17 protein-coding genes are annotated in these 21,131 nt (G+C 71.4%); 11 read left to right on the top strand and 6 right to left on the bottom strand.

All coding sequences use genetic code 11. The features are described 5' to 3' along the window. Positions 1-234: 234 nt before the first annotated feature. Together pdxH and OHA30_RS13055 are read left to right on the top strand one after the other, a co-directional pair. Positions 235-873 carry a pyridoxamine 5'-phosphate oxidase gene (gene pdxH, locus OHA30_RS13060; RefSeq protein WP_328917846.1) on the top strand — a complete coding sequence of 213 codons (639 nt, stop codon included), beginning with the start codon at positions 235-237 and terminating at the stop codon, positions 871-873. Between the two features lie 336 nt (positions 874-1,209). Beyond that, a complete protein-coding gene (locus OHA30_RS13055; protein ID WP_328913998.1) occupies positions 1,210-2,601 on the top strand; it encodes a PAS domain-containing protein in 1,392 nt (463 codons plus the stop codon). A 112-nt stretch (positions 2,602-2,713) separates the two neighbouring features. On the opposite strand, the gene OHA30_RS13050 is transcribed toward OHA30_RS13055, so the two are convergent. Continuing rightward, on the bottom strand, positions 2,714-3,475 hold the full coding sequence (locus tag OHA30_RS13050) for an SIS domain-containing protein (protein ID WP_328913997.1): 762 nt from the start codon (positions 3,473-3,475) through the stop codon (positions 2,714-2,716). Positions 3,476-3,617: 142 nt separating this feature from the next. Here OHA30_RS13050 and OHA30_RS13045 point away from each other — a divergent pair, with 142 nt between their 5' ends. Then, positions 3,618-4,310: a metal-dependent transcriptional regulator gene (locus OHA30_RS13045; protein WP_328913996.1), complete on the top strand. Its 693-nt coding sequence runs from the start codon at positions 3,618-3,620 to the stop codon at positions 4,308-4,310. Positions 4,311-4,673: 363 nt separating this feature from the next. Beyond that, positions 4,674-5,555: an alpha/beta fold hydrolase gene (locus OHA30_RS13040; protein WP_328913995.1), complete on the top strand. Its 882-nt coding sequence runs from the start codon at positions 4,674-4,676 to the stop codon at positions 5,553-5,555. Positions 5,556-5,639: 84 nt separating this feature from the next. On the opposite strand, the gene OHA30_RS13035 is transcribed toward OHA30_RS13040, so the two are convergent. Then, a complete protein-coding gene (locus OHA30_RS13035; RefSeq protein ID WP_328913994.1) occupies positions 5,640-6,413 on the bottom strand; it encodes a hypothetical protein in 774 nt (257 codons plus the stop codon). 51 nt (positions 6,414-6,464) lie between these two features. Between OHA30_RS13035 and OHA30_RS13030 the strand changes: the two genes are divergently transcribed. Further along, a complete protein-coding gene (locus tag OHA30_RS13030) occupies positions 6,465-7,760 on the top strand; it encodes an ISAs1 family transposase (protein ID WP_328913034.1) in 1,296 nt (431 codons plus the stop codon). Positions 7,761-7,879: 119 nt separating this feature from the next. Here OHA30_RS13030 and OHA30_RS13025 read toward each other — a convergent pair whose 3' ends face one another. The 3 genes from OHA30_RS13025 to OHA30_RS13015 all read right to left on the bottom strand — a co-directional run bounded on the left by OHA30_RS13025 (position 7,880) and on the right by OHA30_RS13015 (position 10,475). Next, entirely contained in the window at positions 7,880-8,764 is an 885-nt protein-coding gene (locus OHA30_RS13025; protein WP_328913993.1) for a hypothetical protein, read from the bottom strand. Positions 8,765-8,833: 69 nt separating this feature from the next. Further along, positions 8,834-10,174, bottom strand: coding sequence for a putative T7SS-secreted protein (locus OHA30_RS13020; RefSeq protein ID WP_328913992.1), 1,341 nt, complete (start codon positions 10,172-10,174; stop codon positions 8,834-8,836). A 4-nt stretch (positions 10,175-10,178) separates the two neighbouring features. Further along, positions 10,179-10,475 (bottom strand): hypothetical protein, encoded by a 297-nt coding sequence (locus OHA30_RS13015; protein WP_328913991.1) that lies wholly within the window; start codon positions 10,473-10,475, stop codon positions 10,179-10,181. 214 nt (positions 10,476-10,689) lie between these two features. On the opposite strand from OHA30_RS13015, the gene OHA30_RS13010 reads away from it, so the two are divergent. Continuing rightward, complete coding sequence (locus OHA30_RS13010; protein ID WP_328913990.1) at positions 10,690-11,205, top strand: hypothetical protein; 516 nt, start codon at positions 10,690-10,692, stop codon at positions 11,203-11,205. A 114-nt stretch (positions 11,206-11,319) separates the two neighbouring features. On the opposite strand, the gene OHA30_RS13005 is transcribed toward OHA30_RS13010, so the two are convergent. Continuing rightward, positions 11,320-15,855 carry an FtsK/SpoIIIE domain-containing protein gene (locus tag OHA30_RS13005; protein ID WP_328913989.1) on the bottom strand — a complete coding sequence of 1,512 codons (4,536 nt, stop codon included), beginning with the start codon at positions 15,853-15,855 and terminating at the stop codon, positions 11,320-11,322. 424 nt (positions 15,856-16,279) lie between these two features. On the opposite strand from OHA30_RS13005, the gene OHA30_RS13000 reads away from it, so the two are divergent. Genes OHA30_RS13000 through OHA30_RS12980 form a run of 5 tightly spaced genes read left to right on the top strand, consistent with a single transcriptional unit; the run spans position 16,280 to position 21,104 of the window. Next, the gene (locus OHA30_RS13000) at positions 16,280-17,026 is read left to right on the top strand and encodes a hypothetical protein (RefSeq protein ID WP_328913988.1); all 747 of its coding nucleotides are present in this window, start codon (positions 16,280-16,282) and stop codon (positions 17,024-17,026) included. Positions 17,027-17,045: 19 nt separating this feature from the next. Beyond that, entirely contained in the window at positions 17,046-17,846 is an 801-nt protein-coding gene (locus tag OHA30_RS12995; protein WP_328913987.1) for a hypothetical protein, read from the top strand. Beyond that, positions 17,843-19,153 carry a CpaF family protein gene (locus tag OHA30_RS12990; RefSeq protein WP_328913986.1) on the top strand — a complete coding sequence of 437 codons (1,311 nt, stop codon included), beginning with the start codon at positions 17,843-17,845 and terminating at the stop codon, positions 19,151-19,153. The genes OHA30_RS12995 and OHA30_RS12990 overlap by 4 nt, the downstream gene beginning before the upstream one ends. Continuing rightward, positions 19,153-20,202 carry a type II secretion system F family protein gene (locus OHA30_RS12985; protein ID WP_328913985.1) on the top strand — a complete coding sequence of 350 codons (1,050 nt, stop codon included), beginning with the start codon at positions 19,153-19,155 and terminating at the stop codon, positions 20,200-20,202. Before OHA30_RS12990 ends, OHA30_RS12985 begins: the two co-directional genes overlap by 1 nt. Continuing rightward, positions 20,199-21,104, top strand: coding sequence for a type II secretion system F family protein (locus tag OHA30_RS12980; protein ID WP_328913984.1), 906 nt, complete (start codon positions 20,199-20,201; stop codon positions 21,102-21,104). The genes OHA30_RS12985 and OHA30_RS12980 overlap by 4 nt, the downstream gene beginning before the upstream one ends. The last annotated feature ends 27 nt before the right edge of the window (positions 21,105-21,131 follow it).

The raw sequence follows: 21,131 nt of genomic DNA, 5'->3' as shown, positions 1-21,131 counted from the left end.
CTGGCCGTCCCGCGTCCGTGCGCGTGCGCCCTGTGACGAGCGCGTGGGTCCCGGCTGCCGGTACCGCGGCTGTCCTGCGGTCATGCCCCGTACGAGGGGTGTCCACCCCGCTCCCTTCGGATCGGGCCGGTGACATCGCGCACACTCCTGTTCCATGGCAACGCCTGCGCCGCCGTCCTGCAAGATGTGCGCGTGCGAGAACGACAAGAGGTACGTGAAGACGACCCGGCGGCCATGCGCAAGCAGTACCGGGCGACCGGGCTGACGGAGGCGGAACTGCCGGCCGACCCCTACGAGCAGTTCGCCCACTGGTTCGCCGAAGCCGTACGGGCCACCGGCGGCGGTCTGCTCGCCGAGCCCAACGCCATGGTGGTCTCCACCGCCGACGCCGACGGCGTCCCCAGCTCCCGTACCGTGCTGCTCAAGGGCTACGACCAGCACGGATTCGTGTTCTACAGCAACTACGGCTCGCGCAAGGGCCGCGAACTCGCCGCCAATCCCCGTGCCTCCCTGCTCTTCCCCTGGCACCCGATCGCCCGCCAGGTGATCGTCGGCGGCACGGTCGTACGGGTGTCCGCGCAGGAGACCGCGGCGTACTTCCACAGCCGCCCCCACGGCTCGCAGCTCGGCGCCTGGGCGAGCGAGCAGTCCCGCGTGGTGGCGTCGCGTACGGCGCTGGAGGAGCGGTACGCCGAGGTGGCCGGGCGCTGGCCGGAGGGGGCGCAGGTGCCGGTGCCGCCGACCTGGGGCGGCTTCCGGGTCGAGGCGTCGAGCGTCGAGTTCTGGCAGGGCCGGGAGAACCGGCTGCACGACCGGCTGCGGTACGTGCGCGGCGGTGACGGCGGGTGGACGGTCGAGCGGCTGGCGCCGTAGCGCTCGGCGGGGTGGGGGCGGGGCCGGGGGTTTCGCGTCCTGGGGCGCGGGTCGGCTTCGCGTCCTGGGGTGCGAAGCGCTTTTCGCGTCCTGGGCGCGAAAAGCGAACGACCCGCGGGCTGCTCCCCGGAGCCAAGGCTCCGAGCACCGGCCGGACAAGTCCGACGAGCCCGCGGGTCGGGTGAACTGCGTGGGATTGGCGCGCAACGCGCACGCCCAGTGCGCGGAGCTAGCCCGCAGCCACCTCACGTGTCCGACTGCAACTCATGCTTCAGACCACCTCCCTTCGTGTGTGCCACCAAAGTAGGAACGGATCCGGAAGCGCACAACCTATTTATGGAAATCTCGTGTGACGCAGCGCACACCGGGGTTGAATGTTGTGACGTGCAGCCTTTTGATGCGCAACCCAAAGGTGACGAGCAGCTGCTGTCCGCGCTGCTCAACGGCATGGAGGCGGGCCTGTGCGCCTTCGACCGCGACGGTGTCGTCACCCACTGGAACACCGAGGCCACCCGCATTCTCGGCTGGACCGCCGACGACGCGATCGGACGCCATGGCTTCGACGGCTGGGCGGCCCGCTCCGCCGACGCCGGGCAGGTGGAGAAACTACTCCTCGCGGCAATGGACGCGAACGGCCGCCAGGTGCACGAATTCGCCCTGGTGACCAAGGACGGCCGCCGTGTGCTGATCCGCGCCCAGTGCGCGGCCGTGCCGGGCCCCGACGACCGGCCCTCGGGCGTCTACTGCGCCTTCTCCGAGGTGCACACACAGATCGACCTGGAGCGGTCCATCGCGCTGAGCGAGTCGCTGTTCGCCGACGCCTCCTGGGGTGTGGTGGTGATCGACGCCGACCTGCGGCCCGCCCAGGCCAACGCGCAGGCCGCCCGCATGCTGTGCACGACCCGCGAGGTGCTGCTCGGCCGCCCGATCGGCGAATTGCTCGCCCAGGGCGCTGAGGAGCTGGAGAACGCCCTGCAACACGTGCTCGCCGAGGGCGCGCCGCCCGCCACCAACGAGCTGTGGGTCAGCCCGCGCGGCGACGAGACCGCCACCCGTTACTGCTGGCGCAGCGGCTTCGTCCGGCTCGGCTCCCCGCTCGGCGAGGAGCCCGTGCCCCTGGGCGTCGGCTGGCTCTTCGCCGACGTGACCGGCCAGAAGACGGCCGAGAAGGACGGCGCCCAGGTGCGCTTCCGCTACCAGCAGCTGCACCGGGCGGACCGGGCCGCCGCCGAGTGCGAGAGCGCCCTTGAGGCCGCCACCTTGCAGCTGGACTTCGCGCTCGCGGCCTTCGCCGACCACGCCCTGGTGGACCTCGTGGACGGCGCCGGGCGCCTCATACGGATCGCCGCCACCCCTGAGGGTGAACCCGGCCCCTGCCGGCCCCTCCCCACCAACGCCGTCCCGGTCGGCTACGACACCGCCCACCCCGCGCGGCAGGCGGTCGAGCGCCAGGGCACCGTACGCGCCAGCTCCGGCACCCCGGACCACGGGGAGCCGGAGTCCCGGGCGCGGACCGACGAGTGGGCGGCGGCCAGACGCTGGCCGCCGGGCACGGTCCACGGGCTCGCCACGGTGCTGCGCAGCCGCGGCCGTACGGTCGGCGCGCTGACCTTTCTGCGGGGGTCGGGACGCCGGCTCTTCGACCGCGCCGACGCGGCGTACGCGGAGGACGTCGCGGCGCGGGTCGCGATGGCCCTCGACCTGGCGGACCTGTCGGGCGACCGCTAGCAGGCCCGCCGCGGGGGCTGCCGTAGGGGCTGACCTGGGGCGGGCGGGCTCGCGGGCGGCCGGGGCGGCCGGGTGGCCGGGGCGCCGTGGCGGGTTCGCCGCGGGCCTGGGCTCAGCTGCGGAAGAAGATCCGGTCCCGGTGCTCTTCGAAGATCGCGCGGTTCCACTCGTGGCCGCCGTCGACATTGCCCGAGCGGATCATCGGCGGGGTGATGCCGCGGGCGGCCAGCCCGGTCGCGGCCGTGGCCATGACCGCCTGCATCAGCGCGCTGGTGACGACCGTGGACACGGGCGCGAACGGCGCCGGGATGCGGTCGTCGGTCAGCTCCGCGTCGCCGACCGGGATCTTGGAGTCGAGGACGATGTCGCAGTGGTCCTTGAGGAAGGTGCCCGAGGCGTGCCGGGACCGGGTCCCCTCGGCGTACACGAGCGAGGTGACGCCGATGACCGTGAGACCGCGGGACCGAGCGTTCTGCGCCATTTCCACCGGGAGCGTATTGCGGCCGGAGAGCGAGATGACGAAGAGCAGGTCGCCGTCGCGGGCCGGGCTGGTCTCCAGCACGGCGTCCGCCAGCCCCTCGACCCGCTCCAGCGCGCTGCCCAGGGTGGCGGGCACGACATCCACGCCGACCGCGCCCGGCACTGCGAGTAGATTGATCAGTGCGAGGCCGCCGGCCCGGTAGACCACGTCCTGCGCAGGCAGGGAGGAGTGTCCCGCGCCGAAAACGAACACCCGGCCACCTGAGGCGATGACATCCGTGACGGCGGCCGCGGCGGCCCGGATACCGGTTCCCTCCTCGTCGCGCACCCGGCCCAGCAGGGTGATGGCGCTGTCGAAATACCGGTCGGCCAGGTCTTCGGAGGGCTCAATCATGCGGATCACCGTGCTGCCCGCGCGCGGCGGATGTCAAGAAAACAAGCCGCTGTGCGGTGCTGCTCCCGCCGAGCAGGGCCGGTTGTCTCCGCTATGCGTCAGAATTGGCACAGGGCCACGCACGAATACACGAGGGGCGCGCATGTCCGGACTGATCGACACGACGGAGATGTATCTCCGCACCATCCTGGAGCTGGAGGAGGAGGGTGTGGTCCCCATGCGCGCCCGAATCGCCGAGCGGCTCGACCAGAGCGGGCCCACGGTCTCCCAGACGGTGGCACGAATGGAGCGTGACGGGCTGCTGCATGTCGCGGGGGACCGGCACCTGGAGCTGACCGAGGAGGGGCGCCGCTCCGCCACCCGCGTGATGCGCAAGCACCGTATCGCCGAGTGCCTGCTCGTCGACGTCATCGGCCTGGAGTGGGAACAGGTCCACGCCGAGGCGTGTCGTTGGGAGCACGTCATGAGCGAGGCGGTGGAGCGCCGGGTGCTCGAACTGCTGCGGCATCCCACCGAGTCCCCGTACGGCAACCCGATCCCGGGTCTGGAGGAGCTGGGCGAGAAGGGCGACGCCGACCCCTTCCTGGGGGAGGGCATGGTCAGTCTCACCGAGCTCCAGCCGGGGGCGGCCGGGGCGAGTGTCGTGGTGCGCCGGATCGGTGAGCCGATCCAGACCGACGCCCAGGTGATGTACACGCTGCGGCGGGCCGGTGTGCAGCCGGGCGCGGTGGTGAGTGTGACCGGCTCCCCGGGCGGGGTGCTGGTCGGCAGTGGTGGCGAGGCCGCGGAGCTCGACGCGGAGGTCGCGTCCCACGTGTTCGTCGCCAAGCGTTAGGCAGCATCTTTCCCCGTCTCCTTCTTCTTTTCCGTGGGGGCCCAGACCCCTTCGTGGGGCCTGAGTGGCCTTCTGTGGCCCCGGCGCCGTCTGACGGCGCCGGGGCTCTTTCCTCCCCTTGTCCCTCCCCGGTGATCCCCTGCGGAGGACCCGGGACCCCGAGCTTCCCGTGACCTCCTCGCGGCCCGCTTCCCCTTCGCGCCGCGTCCCGCAGAAGTCCTCCCCTCGGCCCGGGCGGCCAATCCTTGAGCGCTGTCACTCGAACGAGCGGTGTTACTCGCCTTGGGCATCTGTTCGAATAAAAGTTCGATAGCGTGGGGCGGGAAGAGCACCGAACACTCGGCAAGGAAGGAGGTGCGGCGGATGATCCAGCGGTACGAGGTGACAGGCGCCGGCGGGGTACGCCTCACGGCCTGGGACTACGCGGGGGCGTGCGGGGAGCGGGACGGCGCCGCTGACCGGCCCGGCGTGCTGATGCTGCACGGGCTGCTGGGCCGGGCCTCGCACTGGGCGCCCACCGCCCGCCGGCTCGCCCCGAGGTTCCGGGCCCTCGCCCTCGACCAGCGCGGGCACGGCCGCAGCGACAAGCCGGAGGGGCCGTACACGCCGGACGCGTACGCCGCCGACGCGATCGCCGCGGTCGAACAGCTCGGGCTCGCCCCCGTCACCCTCGTCGGCCACGCCATGGGCGCGCTCACCGCGTGGCAGTGCGCCGCCCGGCGGCCCGACCTGGTCGCCGCAGTGGTGCTCTGCGACATGCGGGCCTCCGCCCTGGGCGAGGCCGGGCAGCGCGAGTGGGCGGACTGGCTGGAGAGCTGGCCGCTGCCGTTCGCCACGCTCGCGGACGTACGGCGGTGGTTCGCGGAGGAGGATCCGTGGGCCGATCCGCCGAGTCCGGCCAGGGGCGACTTCTTCGCCGAGGTCATGACCGAGGACGAGGACGGCTGGCGGCCGCTGCACACCCCCGAACACGTGCTGCTCTCCCGTGAGCCCTGGATACGTGACGCCCACTGGGACGAGCTGGCCCGGGTCGGCTGCCCGGCGCTGGTCGTCCGCGGCCCCGACGGCGAGCTGGGCCGCGCCGAGGCCCAGGAGATGGTCCGGGTCCTGCCGCGCGGCCGCTACGCCGAGATCGCCGACGCGGGCCATCTCGTCCCGTGGGACCGGCCCGACGCCTGGCACGAGGTGGTCGAGGGCTTTCTGCGGGAGGCGTCGGCGCAGCACCAGGGCTCAGGCCGGGCGTGAGGCGTCCCGCGGTGGGCGCCGCCGCCGTCCCGCTGTGGCCGGCCCGGGCGAGGGACGCCGGGGCCGGTCGGGGTCGGGCCGAGGTCAGCCGGACTCCGGCGTGTCATCACGCTCGTCGAAGCTGATCGTGCGCAGGATCGCCGTCATCATCTCGCAGAACTCACCCCAGTAGTTCACCGCCGCGGTGTCCATGGTGAAGACGGCCGTATAGGGACCGGTGGGGAAGGGCACGTAGACCTGCACCTGCCCCATCCGCAGGACGGCCTCCTCGCCGTTGGCGGTGAGTTCCGGGCTGAGGGTGATCTGCCGCAGGGTGACGCAGGAGACGGCGGGTCCGCAGGGCAGATCGATCCAGCGGGCGTCGTTGTTCTCGTCGCGGACGAGGATCTCGCGGATGCCCTGCGCGGCGACCTCGACCGAGGGATGGTCGGAGTTGACCGCGGCGACGGTGAAGGAGCAGTGCGCGATGCCCTCGTCGATGGAGAACAGCCCCATCGCGGAGTACGCGAGGCCCTGTTCGCCCATGGCCTCGCCGATCGCCGCGTAGTACGCGGCCGCGGGCGTCCACAGGTCGTCGTTCCCGTTCGGGTACAGCTCCCGTACGAACTCCTCCGCCAGCACCGCGCGTTCCTCGGGGGAGACGGCGATGGGCAGGGCGTGGAAGGACTCGGGGACGTCGAAGGTCAGCGGCGGCAGATCGGGGAGGGTGATCGCCTCCGTCGTCGTGGCGTCGGCGCCGTCGCCTCCGCCGTCCGCCGGAGCACCGGCGTCGGTGAGGGTCAGGGCCCCGGCGAGTGCCTGGATTGTCCCGGCCTGGGGTGTTGATCTCGGTGGTGGGCCCCGGAAGCAGGTGAACACGGCACCTGTGGATCATGGAGTTCTCTACGCTGCAAGATCCACGAAGGTGCCGTGTTCGTTCCTCCATCATCCCCTGTCGCTGTCCCCGTGCCTCATGCGCCCTGCCTGGAGGCTCTCGGCGAGGGTGCCGCCAAGGAGCAAGTCCGCTGCCTGGTAGTCGAGTTCGAGTCGGTCACCGATCCGAGAGGGGCTTGCGGAGTGCGGTACCGGCTCTCCTCGCTGCTGGCCCTGGTGGTCTGCGCGATGACCTCGTCCGGCCACGACTCGATCACCGCGGCGGCGGAGTGGTGCCGACGTGCGACGCCGGAGGAACTGGCCGCCTTCGGCCTGCCCTACCACCCACTCCTTGGCCGCTACCGGGTGCCGAGCGAGAAGACCCTGCGCAGCGTCCTGGGGCGGCTCGATCCCGGTGAGATCAGCGCGGCCGGCTACGACTACCTCCGGCCTCTGCTGTCCGCACAGGCCCGCCGGCCGGATCCGGTGATGCCCGACGGTGGCACCGAGCGTGAACAGCGCCGGGCCCACCGGGCGGCCGCCCGCGCCGAGCCGGTACGGCTGCGACGGCGGGCGATCGCGGTGGACGGCAAGTGCCTGCGTGGCGCGAGGCGCCCGGACGGCAGCCGGGTCTTCGTCCTGTCCGCCGTCCGTCACGGCGACGGTGTCACGCTCGCCTCCCGGGAGATCGGCGCGAAGACCAACGAGATCCCCGAGTTCGCACCTCTCCTCGACCAGATCGATGACGCTGATCTCGCGGGAGTGGTCGTTACCGCCGATGCCCTCCACGCCCAACGCGACCACGCCACCTACCTGCGCGAACGCGGCGCTCACTACCTGCTGACCATCAAGAACAACCAGCGCGGCCAGGCCCGTCAGCTCCACGCCCTGCCCTGGAAAGTGATCCCCGTGATCCACCGCGACGACGCCCGGGGCCACGGCCGTCACGAGCAGCGGCTCGTGCAGGTCGTCACCGTCAACGGACTGCTCTTCCCGCACGCGGCCCAGGTCCTGCGCATCCAGCGCCGTCGCCGTCTCTACGGGGCGAAGAAATGGTCCAGCGAGACCGTCTACGCCATCACCGACCTGCCCACCGAGGAAGCGAACGCAGCCGAGATCGCGTCCTGGGCCCGCGGGCACTGGACCGTGGAAAATACCGTCCACTGGTGTCGAGATGTCACCTTCAACGAGGACAAGTCCCAGGTCAGGACCCACAACGCGCCCGCCGTACTCGCTGCCCTCCGCGACCTGATCCGCAGCGCGCTCAAGCTCGCCGGCTACGTCAACACCGCCGCCGGACGACGAGCCCACACCGAGCGCCCCCGCGTCCTCGCCCTCTACGGCATCACATGATCAAACCAGACGATCCAGGCACTCGCCGGGGCCCTGCGGTGAGGGTGGCGGTGCCGGCGGGGGCGGGAACGGCGGGGACGGTTTCCGGTATTTCCGGGGGAGTGGTCATTGATTTTCGCCTAAAGATCGCCGGGCTGCGGGTGACCCGGCTGTCCGGATTCGCTCATCAGGATGGAATGGGTTTCGAACAGGCCCTTGCCGGCCTTCGCCGGTACCTGGCATTCGACGAGGACGATTCCGCTCGCCAGTCGGAAGAAGCGCGGCGCCCGGGCGGTGCCGGGCAATTCCGCCACGAAGCGGGCGACGCGTTCGCGCTGGCCCGGGTCGAGTTCGGACTCGGGCAGGAGCCGGCGCCGGTCGGCGAGGATGCCGACGAGCTTGGCGGCGTCGCCGGTCGCCAGCCGTACCCAGGAGCCGTCGGTGAACGTGATCCGCAGATCGCGGCCGTTCTCGCTGAACTCCAGGCGCTCCGCGCCCGCGACCTCGGTCCTGGACGTCTCCCACAGCACCTCGGCCCTGGCCGTCATGTCCGATCCGATGCCGAGGAGGACAAGGCGCCGTTCGGTGACGACCGTGTCGACCCGGTAGCGGTCAGGGGCGCGGGACGGGTCGAGCTGCCACGGCAGGGCGCGGGCCGCGGTGCCGGGCGCCGCCCACATGACCGGGAAGTCCTCGACCTCGTTCGCCGGGTCCTGCGAGGTGCCGCGCGGCTTCGGCAGGCCGCCTGGCAGGCCGGGGGCGCCGCTCACCGCCTCGACGACCAGGCGGGCGACCGCCGGGATGCCGAAGAGGGCCGCCCGGCCCGCCCTGTTGACGTTCTGTTGGCTCTTCGACCGCACGGTGAACTCCGGTCCGGCCGGCCAGCCGGGCAGCTCCGCCTGGATGTCGCGGCGCTGCGCGTCCCGGAACCAGCGCGCGCCCGCCACCGGTTCCGCGTATCCCGTCGCGAACCGGATCGGCGTACGCAGCAGCACGGATTCATCCGGGTCCGGATACCAGTCCATAGGTCGTGCGGCCTTTCGTTCGGGGGTGATCGGTCGTCGACTCGGCGAATCGTCCGGGGCCGGTCTCGTTCAGTGCGCGGTGGCGGACTGGTCGAAGCGGTCACCGAGATGGATGGCCTCGCCGATGTGCTGCGGAATCGAATAGAGCTTGGGCGCGAGCTTGAGCCCGGCGTCGATGCCCCGGCCCAGATTGCTCATCGCGTCAATGCCGACCCGCCCCTTGGTCGCCAGGGCGAGGCCCTTCGTACCGAGCAGCTGGCCATTGTGGTAAAGGCCCTCGGAGACCAACTGGAGGCGGTTGGCGAACTTCCCGTCGGACACAATCTTCCCCGCCGCTTTCAATCCGCCCAATTCCACGGTCTTTCCGAAGAGCTTGACCTGTTTGGCACCGGCCACGAAGTCGCCGGAGAGGCCGACGAAGTTGCGTCCCAGGGTCTGCACCCCGCGGAAGCCCTCGCCGAGCCGGGCCGCGCGGGTCGCGGCGACGGCGCCGTCGGCGACCTTGACCCCCTTGGAGAAGGCGCCGATGCCCGGTATCGCGCCGAGCGCGTCGAAGCCGATGCTCATCCAACTGACATCGGCGCCCGCGAGCTTGGCGACCAGATGGGTGATCAGCGCCGCCGCGCTGGTGACGACCGCGGCGGCGGCGAAGATCGCGCCCAGCGGCTCGAAGGGAGCGGTCAGGATGGCGAGGACGGCGAGGATGCCGCTGAGGTCGCTGAGCAGGTCACCGATGAGCTTGATCAGATCGGCGTGGTCCTTGACCCACTGCACCGTGTCGTTCCAGGCGCCCTCGACGCCGTGGACGATCCGGTGGAAGAGGCCGGGCTTGTCCGGGGCGATGTCACCGGCCTTGTCGAGGTCGTGGCTGATGGCGTCGGCGGCGCTGGTGAAACGGTTGTGCAGCTCTTCCGCGCGGTGGCGGACGCCCTGGAGCGCGGAGTTGGCGTCGGTGACGGCCTGCTGCTTCTTCTTGGCGTCGGCCGCGGCGTCGGGGTCCGGGTCGGGAGAAGGACCGGGCCGCGGGTGCGGGGTGCCGGTGTCGGCGGGGACCCCGGCTGCCGTCCTGGCGTGGTCCAGCGCGCTCTGCTTGGTCGCCGCTTCCTTCTCCAGGGAGTCGGCCTCGCTCTGGAAGCCGTGCAACTGGTCGGCCCAGCGGCTCAACGCGTCCGAGCCCCGGCCGAAGGAATCGTGCGCCTTCTTGATCAGCGGCGTCACGTCGTGGTCGATGTGGGAGATGAACGCCTTGGCGGCCTCCCCCTTCCAGTAACCGCAGTCGAGGCGGTTCAACTCGTTGACCGTCGTGGTCAACTCACCGTGCAGGTCGCCGAGCTGCCGGGCCAGCGCGCGGGTGCGCTCGACGTCACCGGGAGTCGGATCGAAACCGAGATGCGGAAAGCTGCGCGTCACGCTGTCACTTCTTCCCGTCTGCCTTCAGCGAGTTGGCGAGCTGCAGATCGGCGTCGTCGAACGTCTTGCCTATCTGGTCGATCATCTTCACGGCGGTGTCGGCGTGCTGGCCTATCTGTTTGATGCCGTAATGCCAGTCGTCGGCGAAATCATGTACGTCGTCGATGAGCCGGGGCGCTCCGACCGACTCGCCGTTGGCATTGCCCATGGCCCGGCTGACGACGTCCATCCGGTCCGCGACGGTTGAGAACGTTTTTCTCAAATCGCCCATCACGGTTCCGTTGATCTGTAGGTCCCCCATGAGAAATCAACCCTTTCTCGGCATTCCATGGGATTCCGCGGGGTGCTCGCGGAAGCCGTTCCTCTACTCTATTGGGCGTACACCGACCGTCCACGGTTCAGCCGTCACGGTCCTGCGACAGGTGTCCCGCACAGCAATCAGCCGACGCGTCTCCCCAGGACCTGCTGGTAGCTTGCGATCCGCCGGGTCCACTTCGCGACATGGGGGAGTACAGGTGCGTTCCAGAAGTCGTACGTTCACCGGAGCGGGGATCGCCGCCGCGGCGGTCGCCGCCGTCCTGGCGCTGAGCGGGTGCGGCAGCGGTGCGGACGACACCAGGAAGCCGACGGCGGCCCCCACCACGACGGCCGGGAAGACCGGCGCCGCGGCCACCACCACGAGCGACGCCCCCGTCGCCACGGCCTCGACCCCGGACGCGACCGATGTTCCGACCGATGCCCCGACCGGTGACCCGACCCGGGGGGTGGAGGGCGTCTGGCTGTCCACCCGGGGCTCCGCCAAGGTCCAACTCGTCCTGGGCAAGGGTCAGGCCGGACTGACCAGCTCCCATCTGTGCGGCGGAACGTACACCGACAAGGACGGCCTCGGGCTCACCCTGACCTGCATGGACGGCAACAAGGACCGCACCTCAGGCCGTGGTGTGCTGGCCGCCGATGGCAAGACGCTCACCGTGCGGTGGAAGGACGGGCTGACCGACACCTTCTTCCGCACCAGCCTGCCGAGCAACTGACCCGCGGCGGTCGCGGCCTCGCGGTCGGCGCCGCCGACCCGGGCCGGTCCCGGCCGGTGCTTTCCGAGCCGCGGGCCCGTACTCCCGGCCGGCCGACGCCGGACCCGCGTCGGCTCAGACCGTCAGAGGGACGGTCACCGTCTTCGGCTCCCCGTCCCCCAGATGGAGCAGCGCGCGACCGGGTGTGATCTGGCCGCCGACAGTGCTGCGGCTGAGCCGGGTGCCGATCAGCTCACCGCTCATCGTCTGCTGCGGAGAGAGCAGCACACCGCGGCGGGCCTTCTTGGCGTCGACCTGCCAGCCGGAGAAGCCGGAGCAGATGTCCTCCTCACCGCCGGCCAGGACCACCGCCCGGCCCTGGTCGGAGCCGCGGGCGATGATGTCCTTGAGCACGTCCCGGGCCTCGCAGTCGCGCAGCAGCTCCGCGTCGTCGATGAGGACCACCACCGGTGAGCCCGCGGCCTCGTCCAGGGCCTTGGTCAGCTCCTCGGCGGGTATCTCGCTTTCGGCGAAGACCCTCAGCACCCCTTCGCCACCGGCCAGTTCACGCATCGGCGACGGGCGCGGTGCGGCAACCACCAGCTTGACGCCCTGCCGCTGACAGCTGCGGGCGAGGGTGAGCAGCAGGGTGGACCGGCCGGACTTGCCGGGGCCGCCGATGACGAAGGCGGCCGTGCCGTCGGACAGATCGGGGCCGACACCGGTCAGCTCGTCACCGCCGACGCCGACCAGCGCCCACAGCGGGCTGCGGGCCGCGTCGGTGTCGCGCATCTCCCACGCGTCGGCGAAGGACAGCCGCGAGGGGAGCACATCCACCCGGAACGGCCGCCGGGCGCGGGGCAGTCCCGCGTCCCGCTCGGCGGCCGCGGCGCCGATCGCGGCGAGCGCCGCTGCCTGGCCCTGGCCGGTCGGGTCCCCGTCGAGCAGCGCGACCTGGAGCTCGATACCGGACTCCGAGCGGTAGGCGCGGCCGGGCCGGATCTCGTCGGGCACCTTGCGCGGATTGACCGCGATCAGGGAGAAGTCGGAGCGGTCGGCGAGCCGGAAGGCGACCTTGTCCTCGGTGAGGGTGGAGATCCGGCCCGCCATCAGGGTGCGGTCACCGGTGATGACCAGGTGGATGCCGACCGACGCGCCCTCGCGCAGGAACATGAACAGGTCGTCGGTGAGCGCCCCGTGGTCCAGCTCGCCGAGCGAGGGGGTCCAGCCCTCCCACCGGTCGAGGAGGATCACGATGTGCGGCAGTCGCTCCTCGTCGGTCGCCACCGCCCCGCGCTGCTCGCCGATGTCCGCGAAACCGTCCGCCGCCAGCAGCTCCTGACGGTAGGTCATCTCCGCCTTGAGCCGGCCGATCAGCCGGATCGCCCGCTCGGACTGGGCGCGCCCCACGACCGCACCGCAGTGCGGCAGCTTCGTCAGCGCGTTCAGCGCGCCGTTTCCGCAGTCGATGCCGTACAGGTGCAGATCGGCCGTCGAGTGGGTGCGGGCCAGCGAACCGGCGAGGGTGCGCAGCAGTTGGGAGCGGCCCGAGCGCGGCGCGCCCGCCGCCAGCAGATGGCCGAAGGTGTGCAGATCGACGGCGACGGCCCGGCGGGCCTGGAGCGCGGGCAGGTCCTCGACGCCGTAGGGCGCGGGCGGCAGCGGTCCGGCCGCGACCGGTGCGGGCAGTTCGTCGAGCAGCAGGGTGTCGGGCAGCGCGGGCAGCCACGGACTGTGCTGGGCGGGAATGGCAAGCCGTTCGTTGGCCCGGCAGATGGCCTCGACGAGCACCTTGAGGTCGGTGATCTCGTCCTCCTCGCCCTTGGCGCCCGCCGGGCGTCGCGGGGCGCTGCGGCCGAGCTGCGCCCAGTCGACCACGCCGACCCAGGGCGCCACCGTCACATTCTCGACGGCGCCCGGGCGGCGTCCGCCGACCCGGCCCGACTGGAAGGGCACCAGCGAGGTCGCGCCGAGCCGGACGTAGGCGCGGCCGGGGGTGGACTTGGAGATGTTTCCGGCGTCGGGGGCGTCGATGACGTCGGAGGACTCGCTGCCGTCGGTCACGCGCAGCGCGATCCGCAGGTTGGTGTTGGCCCGGATCTCCGGTGAGACGACTCCGCTGGGCCGCTGGGTGGCCAGTATCAGATGGATGCCGAGCGAACGGCCGCGCTGGGCGATGTTGACCAGGCCGGTGACGAAGTCCGGCAGTTCGCGGACCATGGACGCGAACTCGTCGATGACGATGAGCAGTCGTGGCATCGGCTTGAGGCCGGGCTGACGCCTGATCAGGTCGGTGTAGTCCTCGATGTCCTTGGCGCCGGCCTCGGCCAGGATGTGCTCACGGCGCTTCAGCTCGGCGCCCAGCGACTCCAGCGCGCGTTCCACCAGGTGGGCGTCGAGGTCGGTGACCATGCCGACGGTGTGCGGAAGCTGCACGCAGTCCTTGAACGCCGAGCCGCCCTTGTAGTCGATGAGCACGAAGGTCATCGCCTCGGGGGTGTTCGCCACCGCCAGGGACGCCACGATGGTCTGCAGCAGCTCGGACTTGCCGGAACCGGTGGTGCCGGCGATCAGACCGTGCGGGCCGTCCTTGCGGATGTCGATCGCGAACGGGCCGTCGTAGGACTCGCCGACGACCGCCTGCGTCGAGAGGGGGCTGACCCGCCAGCGGGCGGCGACCGCGTCGGCGGTGGGCGGTTCGAGGTCCAGGACGTCGAGCAGCCGGCTGGAGGAGGGGATCGCCGAGTCCTCCGCGTCGCCGCTGATGTCGCGGATCGGCGAGAGGCAGCGGGCCAGCCGGGCGCACCACGCGGGCGAGACCAGGTCGGGCCGCACCTTGCGGATCTGGGCCGCGCCGGTCTGCTCGACCCGCAGCCGGAAGGCACCGGGAGCCGGTTCCGCGACGACGGCCCGGGTCTGCGGGCCCGCCGCGTACCAGGCGTTGACCGAGGGGAAGCCGCCTTGCCGGGGTACGGAAGCGGTGGTCTCCGGCACGGAGGCGACCCGCGCGGACTCGGCGGGTGCCTCGAACTCGGCGCTCACCACGGCCTGGCACTCGCCGGGCAGGAAGCGGCTCTCGGAGTCCAGGCAGATGGCGAATATCCCGACGCCGGGCCCCTCGCGCAGCAGTTGCACGACGCCGGGCAGCGAACGCATCCGCCGCGAGCCGTCCAGGACCACCACGATGTCGGGGTCCTTGAAGAAGGCCGCGTGGTTCGCCGAGCTGCCCGCCTTCTGCTTGGCCTTCTGCCGCCCGTCGAGGATCGAGATCAGCTCGGCGACGCGGGCCGCCACCGTCTCCGCGTCGGTGCCCAGCAGGGCGCTGGCGTCCTGGCCGTCGGTGGGCCGGGAGTGCGGCAGCCACCGCACCCAGTCCCAGCTGTCCCGGCCCGACTGCTCGGTGAGCACATAGAACTGCACATCCATCGGGCTGCTGAGCGTGGCCATCTGGGCGACCGCCCAGCGGCCCATCGCCCGGGCGCCGTCACCGGGGGCCGCGAAACCGAGCACCCCGAGCCGCCGCAACTCCACGGCGACCGGCGCGTCGTCGATGTCCCAGGTGACCTTGCGGCGGTGCTCCTCCTGCTCCGGGTCGTCGAGCACCACCTCGGACGGCACCTTCGCCGTGCCGACCCTGATCAGCAGATGGTCGGCGTCGCCTCGGCGCCGCTCCCACAGCCGGGTGCGCGGGCCGGTCGCGGTGTTGAGCACCGTGGCCGGGTCGGGCGACGCGGCGGCCCGGTCCTTGCGCTCCGCGTCCAGCGCGTTGCCCGCGTCCCGCTCGATGCCCGCCTTGCGCTCGCGGTACTCGGTGACCGTCCTCGCGTACGACTTGCGGCCGTGCTTCTTGTCCATGAAGTAGTTGCCGACCATGACGACGGGGCTGACCACCGCCATGATCAGATACATCATGCGGTGCATCATGAAGGCCATCGTCACCGCCATGACCAGCGGCATGAGCGCCATCAGCCAGGGCAGCGGGCGGGCGGTGGGCTCCTTCGGCGGACTCGGCAGCCGGAACAGGGTGGTGCGCTCGGGCGGGGACAGCCGGGGCGGGCGGTTGTACTCGTACGTCGCCCCGTCCTCACCCGGGTGCAGCGCCGCGTTGGGCGGAATATAAGGACCGAGCTCCAGAAGGGTGTTGCCGAGGGCGACCTGACCGCCCAGCGGCCACTCCTTCGTCTCTCCCCCGACCGTGACCTGGCAGGTGCCGCCCATGCCTACCGTCAGCACGGCGGCCCGCTCGGCGAGTTCGGAGTCGTCGATCCTGACCCGGGCCGACCGGCCGCGACCGATCTCGACCTTGCCGATGCCCAGCCGGTGCACCGCGCCCGCGTCGGGACCGCCCGCGACCCGCAGTTCGACGACGCCCGCCGGCTCGCCCGGCAGACAACCTGCCGGGTCGTACAGACTCACCACCGCGCCCTCGCGCAGCGGTGACTGGGCCACCGACCAGCCGGGGTCGACGGCGTATCCGTCCACGTACACGGCGGGAGCGCCGGGCGAACGGGCCGCGCCGCCGGTGATCGAGATGATCTCGGCGCCGCCTCCGCCGACCTTCTGGCCCAGCACACGGGCGAGTTCGGCGACGGTCGACGCGGCATCGGCCTCGACCACCACATCGGCGCGGTCCCCGCCGAGCGGATCGACCACGGTCAACGACAGACGCACGGCGTTCCCCGTTCCCCCGGATTTGACTTGGTTGTTATGGACGATAACGGCTGCGGGAGGGCCGTGGGGCGCCAGGTGCGGCGCCTGTGGAAAACCTGCGCAGGGTTGTCCACAGGCCGGAATCGGGGCTGGACACAGGCCGGGTGAACGATGGGAAAGTGGTGGAGCGAGCCGGATGAAGCAGGGGTGCGCGGAGCGGACACGACACTGTGCGGCCGATCGTGGGCATGTCATGCACGTCGTTCTGTTCTGTTGCAAGGCTGTGAGTCTGTTGTCACGTGATGCGTCTTGAGGGTGTTTCTGCGGCGCTGATAGCGTGCGGTGACTTGACATCGGCCTGTGGGCTGCCGCCGGACCGGAGCGCGGCGCTTTCTCCCACACAACCGGTCGCCAATCGGTACGTTGGCTCAACGGGGGCAGTGAAGTGAAGACCAGGGAACGTTCCGCTGCGGGCGGCGGCGGTGGCCGTCAGTCCGTTCCCGCGCCGGCGCTCGGCGCGCCGGTCGGCGGAGAGCGGCTGCCGACGGCGCCGCGCGAGCGCAAGCCCGCACTCGCCGCGCTGGCCGTGCTGTTGATCCTGGTCGGCGCGCTGGGCGCCACCGTGATGGTGCTGCGCGCGGGGAACAAGATCTCGGTCGTCGAGGTCACCACGCAGATCGCCGCGGGACAGCCCATCCCGCAGTCGGCCCTGCGTGAGGTGATGGTCTCCGACGACACCGGCCTGGAGTTCATCACCTGGGGACAGCGCGGGGATCTGACGAGCCACTACCGCGCCGCCACCAATCTGACCCCGGGCTCCCTGCTGGTCGTCACGATGGTCACTCCCAAGGAGAACGTGCTGGCGGAAGGGAAGTCGCTGATCGGACTCTCCCTCAAGTCGGGACAGCTGCCCCACGGCCTCGCGAACGGCGACACCGTGGCCGCCTACCTGGTGGGCAACGAGGCGAACAAGGCCGTCAACAGCGGCGGCGACAGCACCGGCACAAGCGTGCCCAACACCCTGATCAGCGGCCACCTGGTGGTCAAGGACATCAGCAGCGGTTCCGAGGGCGGCATGAGCAGCGGTGACACCACGGTCACCGTGGTCGCCGACAGCGCCGACGCCGGTGCCCTGACGGCCGCGTCCGCCTCCGGCCAGGTCGCGCTCGTGCTCGTTTCCGGCAAGAACTGAGCGAGCGGGCGAGGACGTCATGGCACTGATCGCAATCGCCGCCGACAAGGGGTCACCAGGCGTCACCACGGCGGCTGTCGCGCTCGCCGCGGTCTGGCCCCGGCGGGTCCTGCTGGCCGAGACCGACCTGGCGGGCGGCGACCTGGTCTACCGCTCCGCCGGGGCGCACGGCGGCATGCTCAACCCCAACACCGGACTGCTCTCGCTCGCCGCGACCGCCCGCCACGGCCTGGCGGCCGAGCAACTGTGGGACCACTCGCAGCCGTTGGCCGGCGGCCTCGATGTCCTGGTCGGCCTCGGCGGCGCCGAGCAGGCCGCCGGACTCGCCGGGCTGTGGCCGATGCTCGGTCAGGCGTTCGCCACGCTCGCCGAGTCGCCCAACGGCGCGGCCGACGTGGTCGCCGACTGCGGCCGCATCGGGCCCGACTCGGCCACGCTCGAACTCTTCCCGCACGCCGCCCTCGTGCTGCTGGTCTCCCGTACCGAGCCCGAACACCTCGCCCGCGTCAGGGACAGGGCCGGCGCCCTGTCCGCCAAGCTGCACGGATCGCAGCGCGGCGCCGCCGCGCTCGGCCACCCGCCGATCGGCATTCTGCTCATCGCCGACCCCGGCCACAGCGCCCGGATCACCTCGCAGGTCAACGAAATGCTGGTCGCCTCGCAGATCTCCGCCCGGGTGGTCGGCACCCTCGCCCACGACCCGGCCGGCGCCGAGATGCTCAGCGGCCGCCGCCGCGGCCGGCTGGACAAGTCGCTGCTGATCCGTTCCGCCCGTCAGATCACCGCCGACGTACCGCAGCGGTACGGGGTCCTGCGATGAGCGAGGTCGTCGACCACCAGCTCGTCAAGCGCTTCCGGCAGGAGGCGGGCGACCGCATCGCCGAACAGCGCCGGATCGACCAGGCCACCGGCACCCTGGCCATGTCCCCCGAGGACGAACGGCACTTCGCGCGGGCGATCATCGCGCAGATCCTGGAGGACTACGCCCGCGCCGAGATCACCGCCGGCCGCACCCCGCCCGACGCGCGGTCGGAGGAGGCGTACGCGTCCGCGGTGCACGCCGCGCTCTTCGGCGTCGGCCGCCTCCAGCCGCTGCTCGACGACCCCGATGTCGAGAACATCGACATCAACGGCTGCGACCAGGTCTTCGTCGGCTACTCCGACGGCCGTGAACTCCAGGTCGACCCGGTCGCCGAGTCCGACGAGGAGCTCATCGAGCTGATCCAGGTGCTCGGCGCCTACTCCGGTCTGTCCTCGCGCCCCTTCGACACCGCCAACCCGCAGCTCGACCTGCGGCTCCCCGACGGCTCCCGGCTCTCCGCCGTCATGGACGTGACCCGCCGGCCCGCGCTGTCCATCCGGCGCGCCCGCCTCGGCAAGGTCTTCCTCGCCGACCTCGTCGGCAACTGCACGCTCAGCCCCGAACTGGCCTCCTTCCTGTCGGCCACGGTCCTGGCCAGGAAGAACGTGATGATCGCCGGCGCCACCAACGCCGGCAAGACCACCTTGCTGCGGGCGCTGGCCAACGTCATCCCGCCCCACGAACGTCTCATCACCGTCGAACGCGCCCTGGAGCTCGGCCTCGACCAGTTCCCCGAACTGCACCCCAACGTGGTGGCGTTCGAGGAGCGGCTGCCCAACTCCGAGGGCCTGGGCGCCATCTCGATGGCCGCACTCGTCCGCCGCTCGCTGCGTATGAACCCCTCCCGGGTCATCGTCGGCGAGGTGCTCGGCGACGAGATCGTCACCATGCTCAACGCGATGTCCCAGGGTAACGACGGCTCACTGTCGACCATCCACGCCAACAGCTCCGCCGAGGTCTTCAACCGCATCTCCACCTACGCCCTTCAGGCGCAGGAACGGCTGCCCGTCGAGGCGTCCCAGATGCTGGTGGCCGGTGCCATCGACTTCGTCGTCTTCGTCCAGCGGCGCAACGACTTCCAGCGCGGTGGCGTCCTGCGCCGTATGGTCACCTCCATCCGCGAGGTCAACGGCGTGGACGGCCGCGTCCTTTCCAGCGAGGTCTTCGCCGAGGGCCGGGAAGGCGTGGCCATGCCGCACGCCCCCATCTCCTGCCTCGAAGAACTCCTCGCCCACGGCTACCAGCCCACGGGGGTGTGGCGGTAATGACCGGGATCTTCTCCCTGTCCGTGCTCTGCGGCTTGCTCGCCGGAGCGGCGGTCGGCGGCGGTGTCGCGCTGTTCGTCGTCGCGATGCGCGGCTGGGCGCCCCGGCCGGACCAGGCCGGCCAGTCCTCCGCCGACCGGGCGTCGGAGCTCATCCGGTTCCTGTCCCAGCGCGGCTCGCTGGCCATCGTGATCGGCCTGGCCGTCCTCGGCCTCACCCGCTGGGTGGTCCTCGGCCTCGCCACCGCCGTCCTCGTCTTCACCTGGGACCGGCTCTTCGGCGGCGCCGCGGAGGAACGCGCCGCGATGAAGCGGGTCGAGGCGCTCGCCGGCTGGACCGAGTCGCTGCGCGACACCATCGCCGGGGCCGTCGGCCTTGAGCAGGCCATACCGGCCTCCGCCCGGGCGGCCGCCCCGGCGCTGCGCACCCACCTGGAATCGCTCGTCGACCGACTGCGGTCCCGTACCCCGCTGCCGGAGGCGCTCCAGCACCTCGCCGACGAGATCGACGACGCGTCCGCCGACATCATCATCGCCGCCCTCATCCTCAACGCCCGGCTGCGCGGACCGGGGCTGCGCGAAGTGCTCGGCGCGCTCGCCAAGTCGGCCCGCGAGGAAGTGGACATGCGGCAGCGGGTGATGGCCCAGCGGGCGAGCACCCGGCGCAGCGTCCAGATCGTGGTGCTGGTGTCCGTGGTGGTGGTCCTCGCGCTCGCGATCTTCAACCGGAGCTTCGTCAAGCCCTACGGCACGCTGGTCGGCCAGCTCGTCCTGACCATCGTGGTCCTGCTGTTCGGCGCCGGGTTCTGGTGGCTGCGCAATCTGTCCAAGGTGGAGACGCCGGACCGCTTCCTGGTGCACGCGCCCGGCCGCGCGGCCGAACGCCACGGCGTGCCCGGGCAGTTCGTCCCGACCGGTCACGTCCCGACCGGTCACGTCCCGACCGGTCATGCGCAGGTCGGCCACGCGCCGGGCAGCCAAGGTCCGGGCGGCCACGGTCCGGGTACCGGGCAAGGCCCCGTACCCACCCAGGAGGCGAGGCTGCGATGAGCACCATACTGCTGACCTGCGTGCTCGGCGCGATCGTCGGACTCGGCGTCTTCGCCCTGATCCGGGCGCTCATGCCCAGCAAGCGCAGCGCCGCCGCGACCATCGCCCAGATCGACGCCATGCGCGCCGCCGGACCCATGAGCGGCCCCGCGCCCCGGGCCACCGACCTGCGCGGCCGCCTCGGCCGGCGCATCGCGGCCTTCTATCTCGAACAGGGCTGGGAACTGCGCTCGCTCCGCGCCGACCTGGCGGTTCTGGAACGGAGTTGGGAAGGCTTCCTCGCCACCAAGATCATGCTGTCGGCGACCGGACTGGTCTTCGGCCCGTTCATCTTCGCGGTGATCTGGCAGCTCGGCATGGGATCGAGCCCGATCATCCCGGTCTGGCTCGCGCTGGCCTTCGCCGGGCTGTTCTTCTTCCTGCCCGACCTCGAAGTACGGCGGGACGCGGCCGCCAAACGCAAGGATCTCCGGCGCGTCATCGGCGCGTACCTGGACCTGGTCTCGATGAATCTGGCCGGAGGCCGCGGGCTGCCCGAGGCGCTGATGGCCGCGGCCGACGTCAGCGACGGCTGGGCCCTGGTCCGTATCCGCAACTGCCTGTCCGACGCCCGGATCACCGGCACCAGCCAGTGGGTCGCGCTCGGCCGTCTGGGGGCCGAGCTGGGCATCGAGGAGCTCCAGGACCTGTCGGTGACCCTCGGCCTCGTCGCCGACGACGGCGCCAAGATCCGTGAATCGCTCGCCTCCCGCGCCGAGACCATGCGCCACCGCGAACTCTCCGAGATCGAGGGAGCGGCGGGGGAGAACTCCCAGTCCATGCTCGTGGCGCAGCTACTGCTGTGCGCGGGATTCCTTGTCTTCCTGCTCTTTCCCGCGGCGATGCGGGTGTTCCAAGCCTGACCAGCCTGACCAGCCACTCGTCTCGTC

It is taken from the genome of Streptomyces sp. NBC_00223 (genome assembly GCF_036199905.1).
Lineage (GTDB): Bacteria > Actinomycetota > Actinomycetes > Streptomycetales > Streptomycetaceae > Actinacidiphila.
The sequence above is the reverse complement of the archived record's forward strand: the minus strand, read 5'-3'. Positions and strand labels throughout refer to the sequence as shown.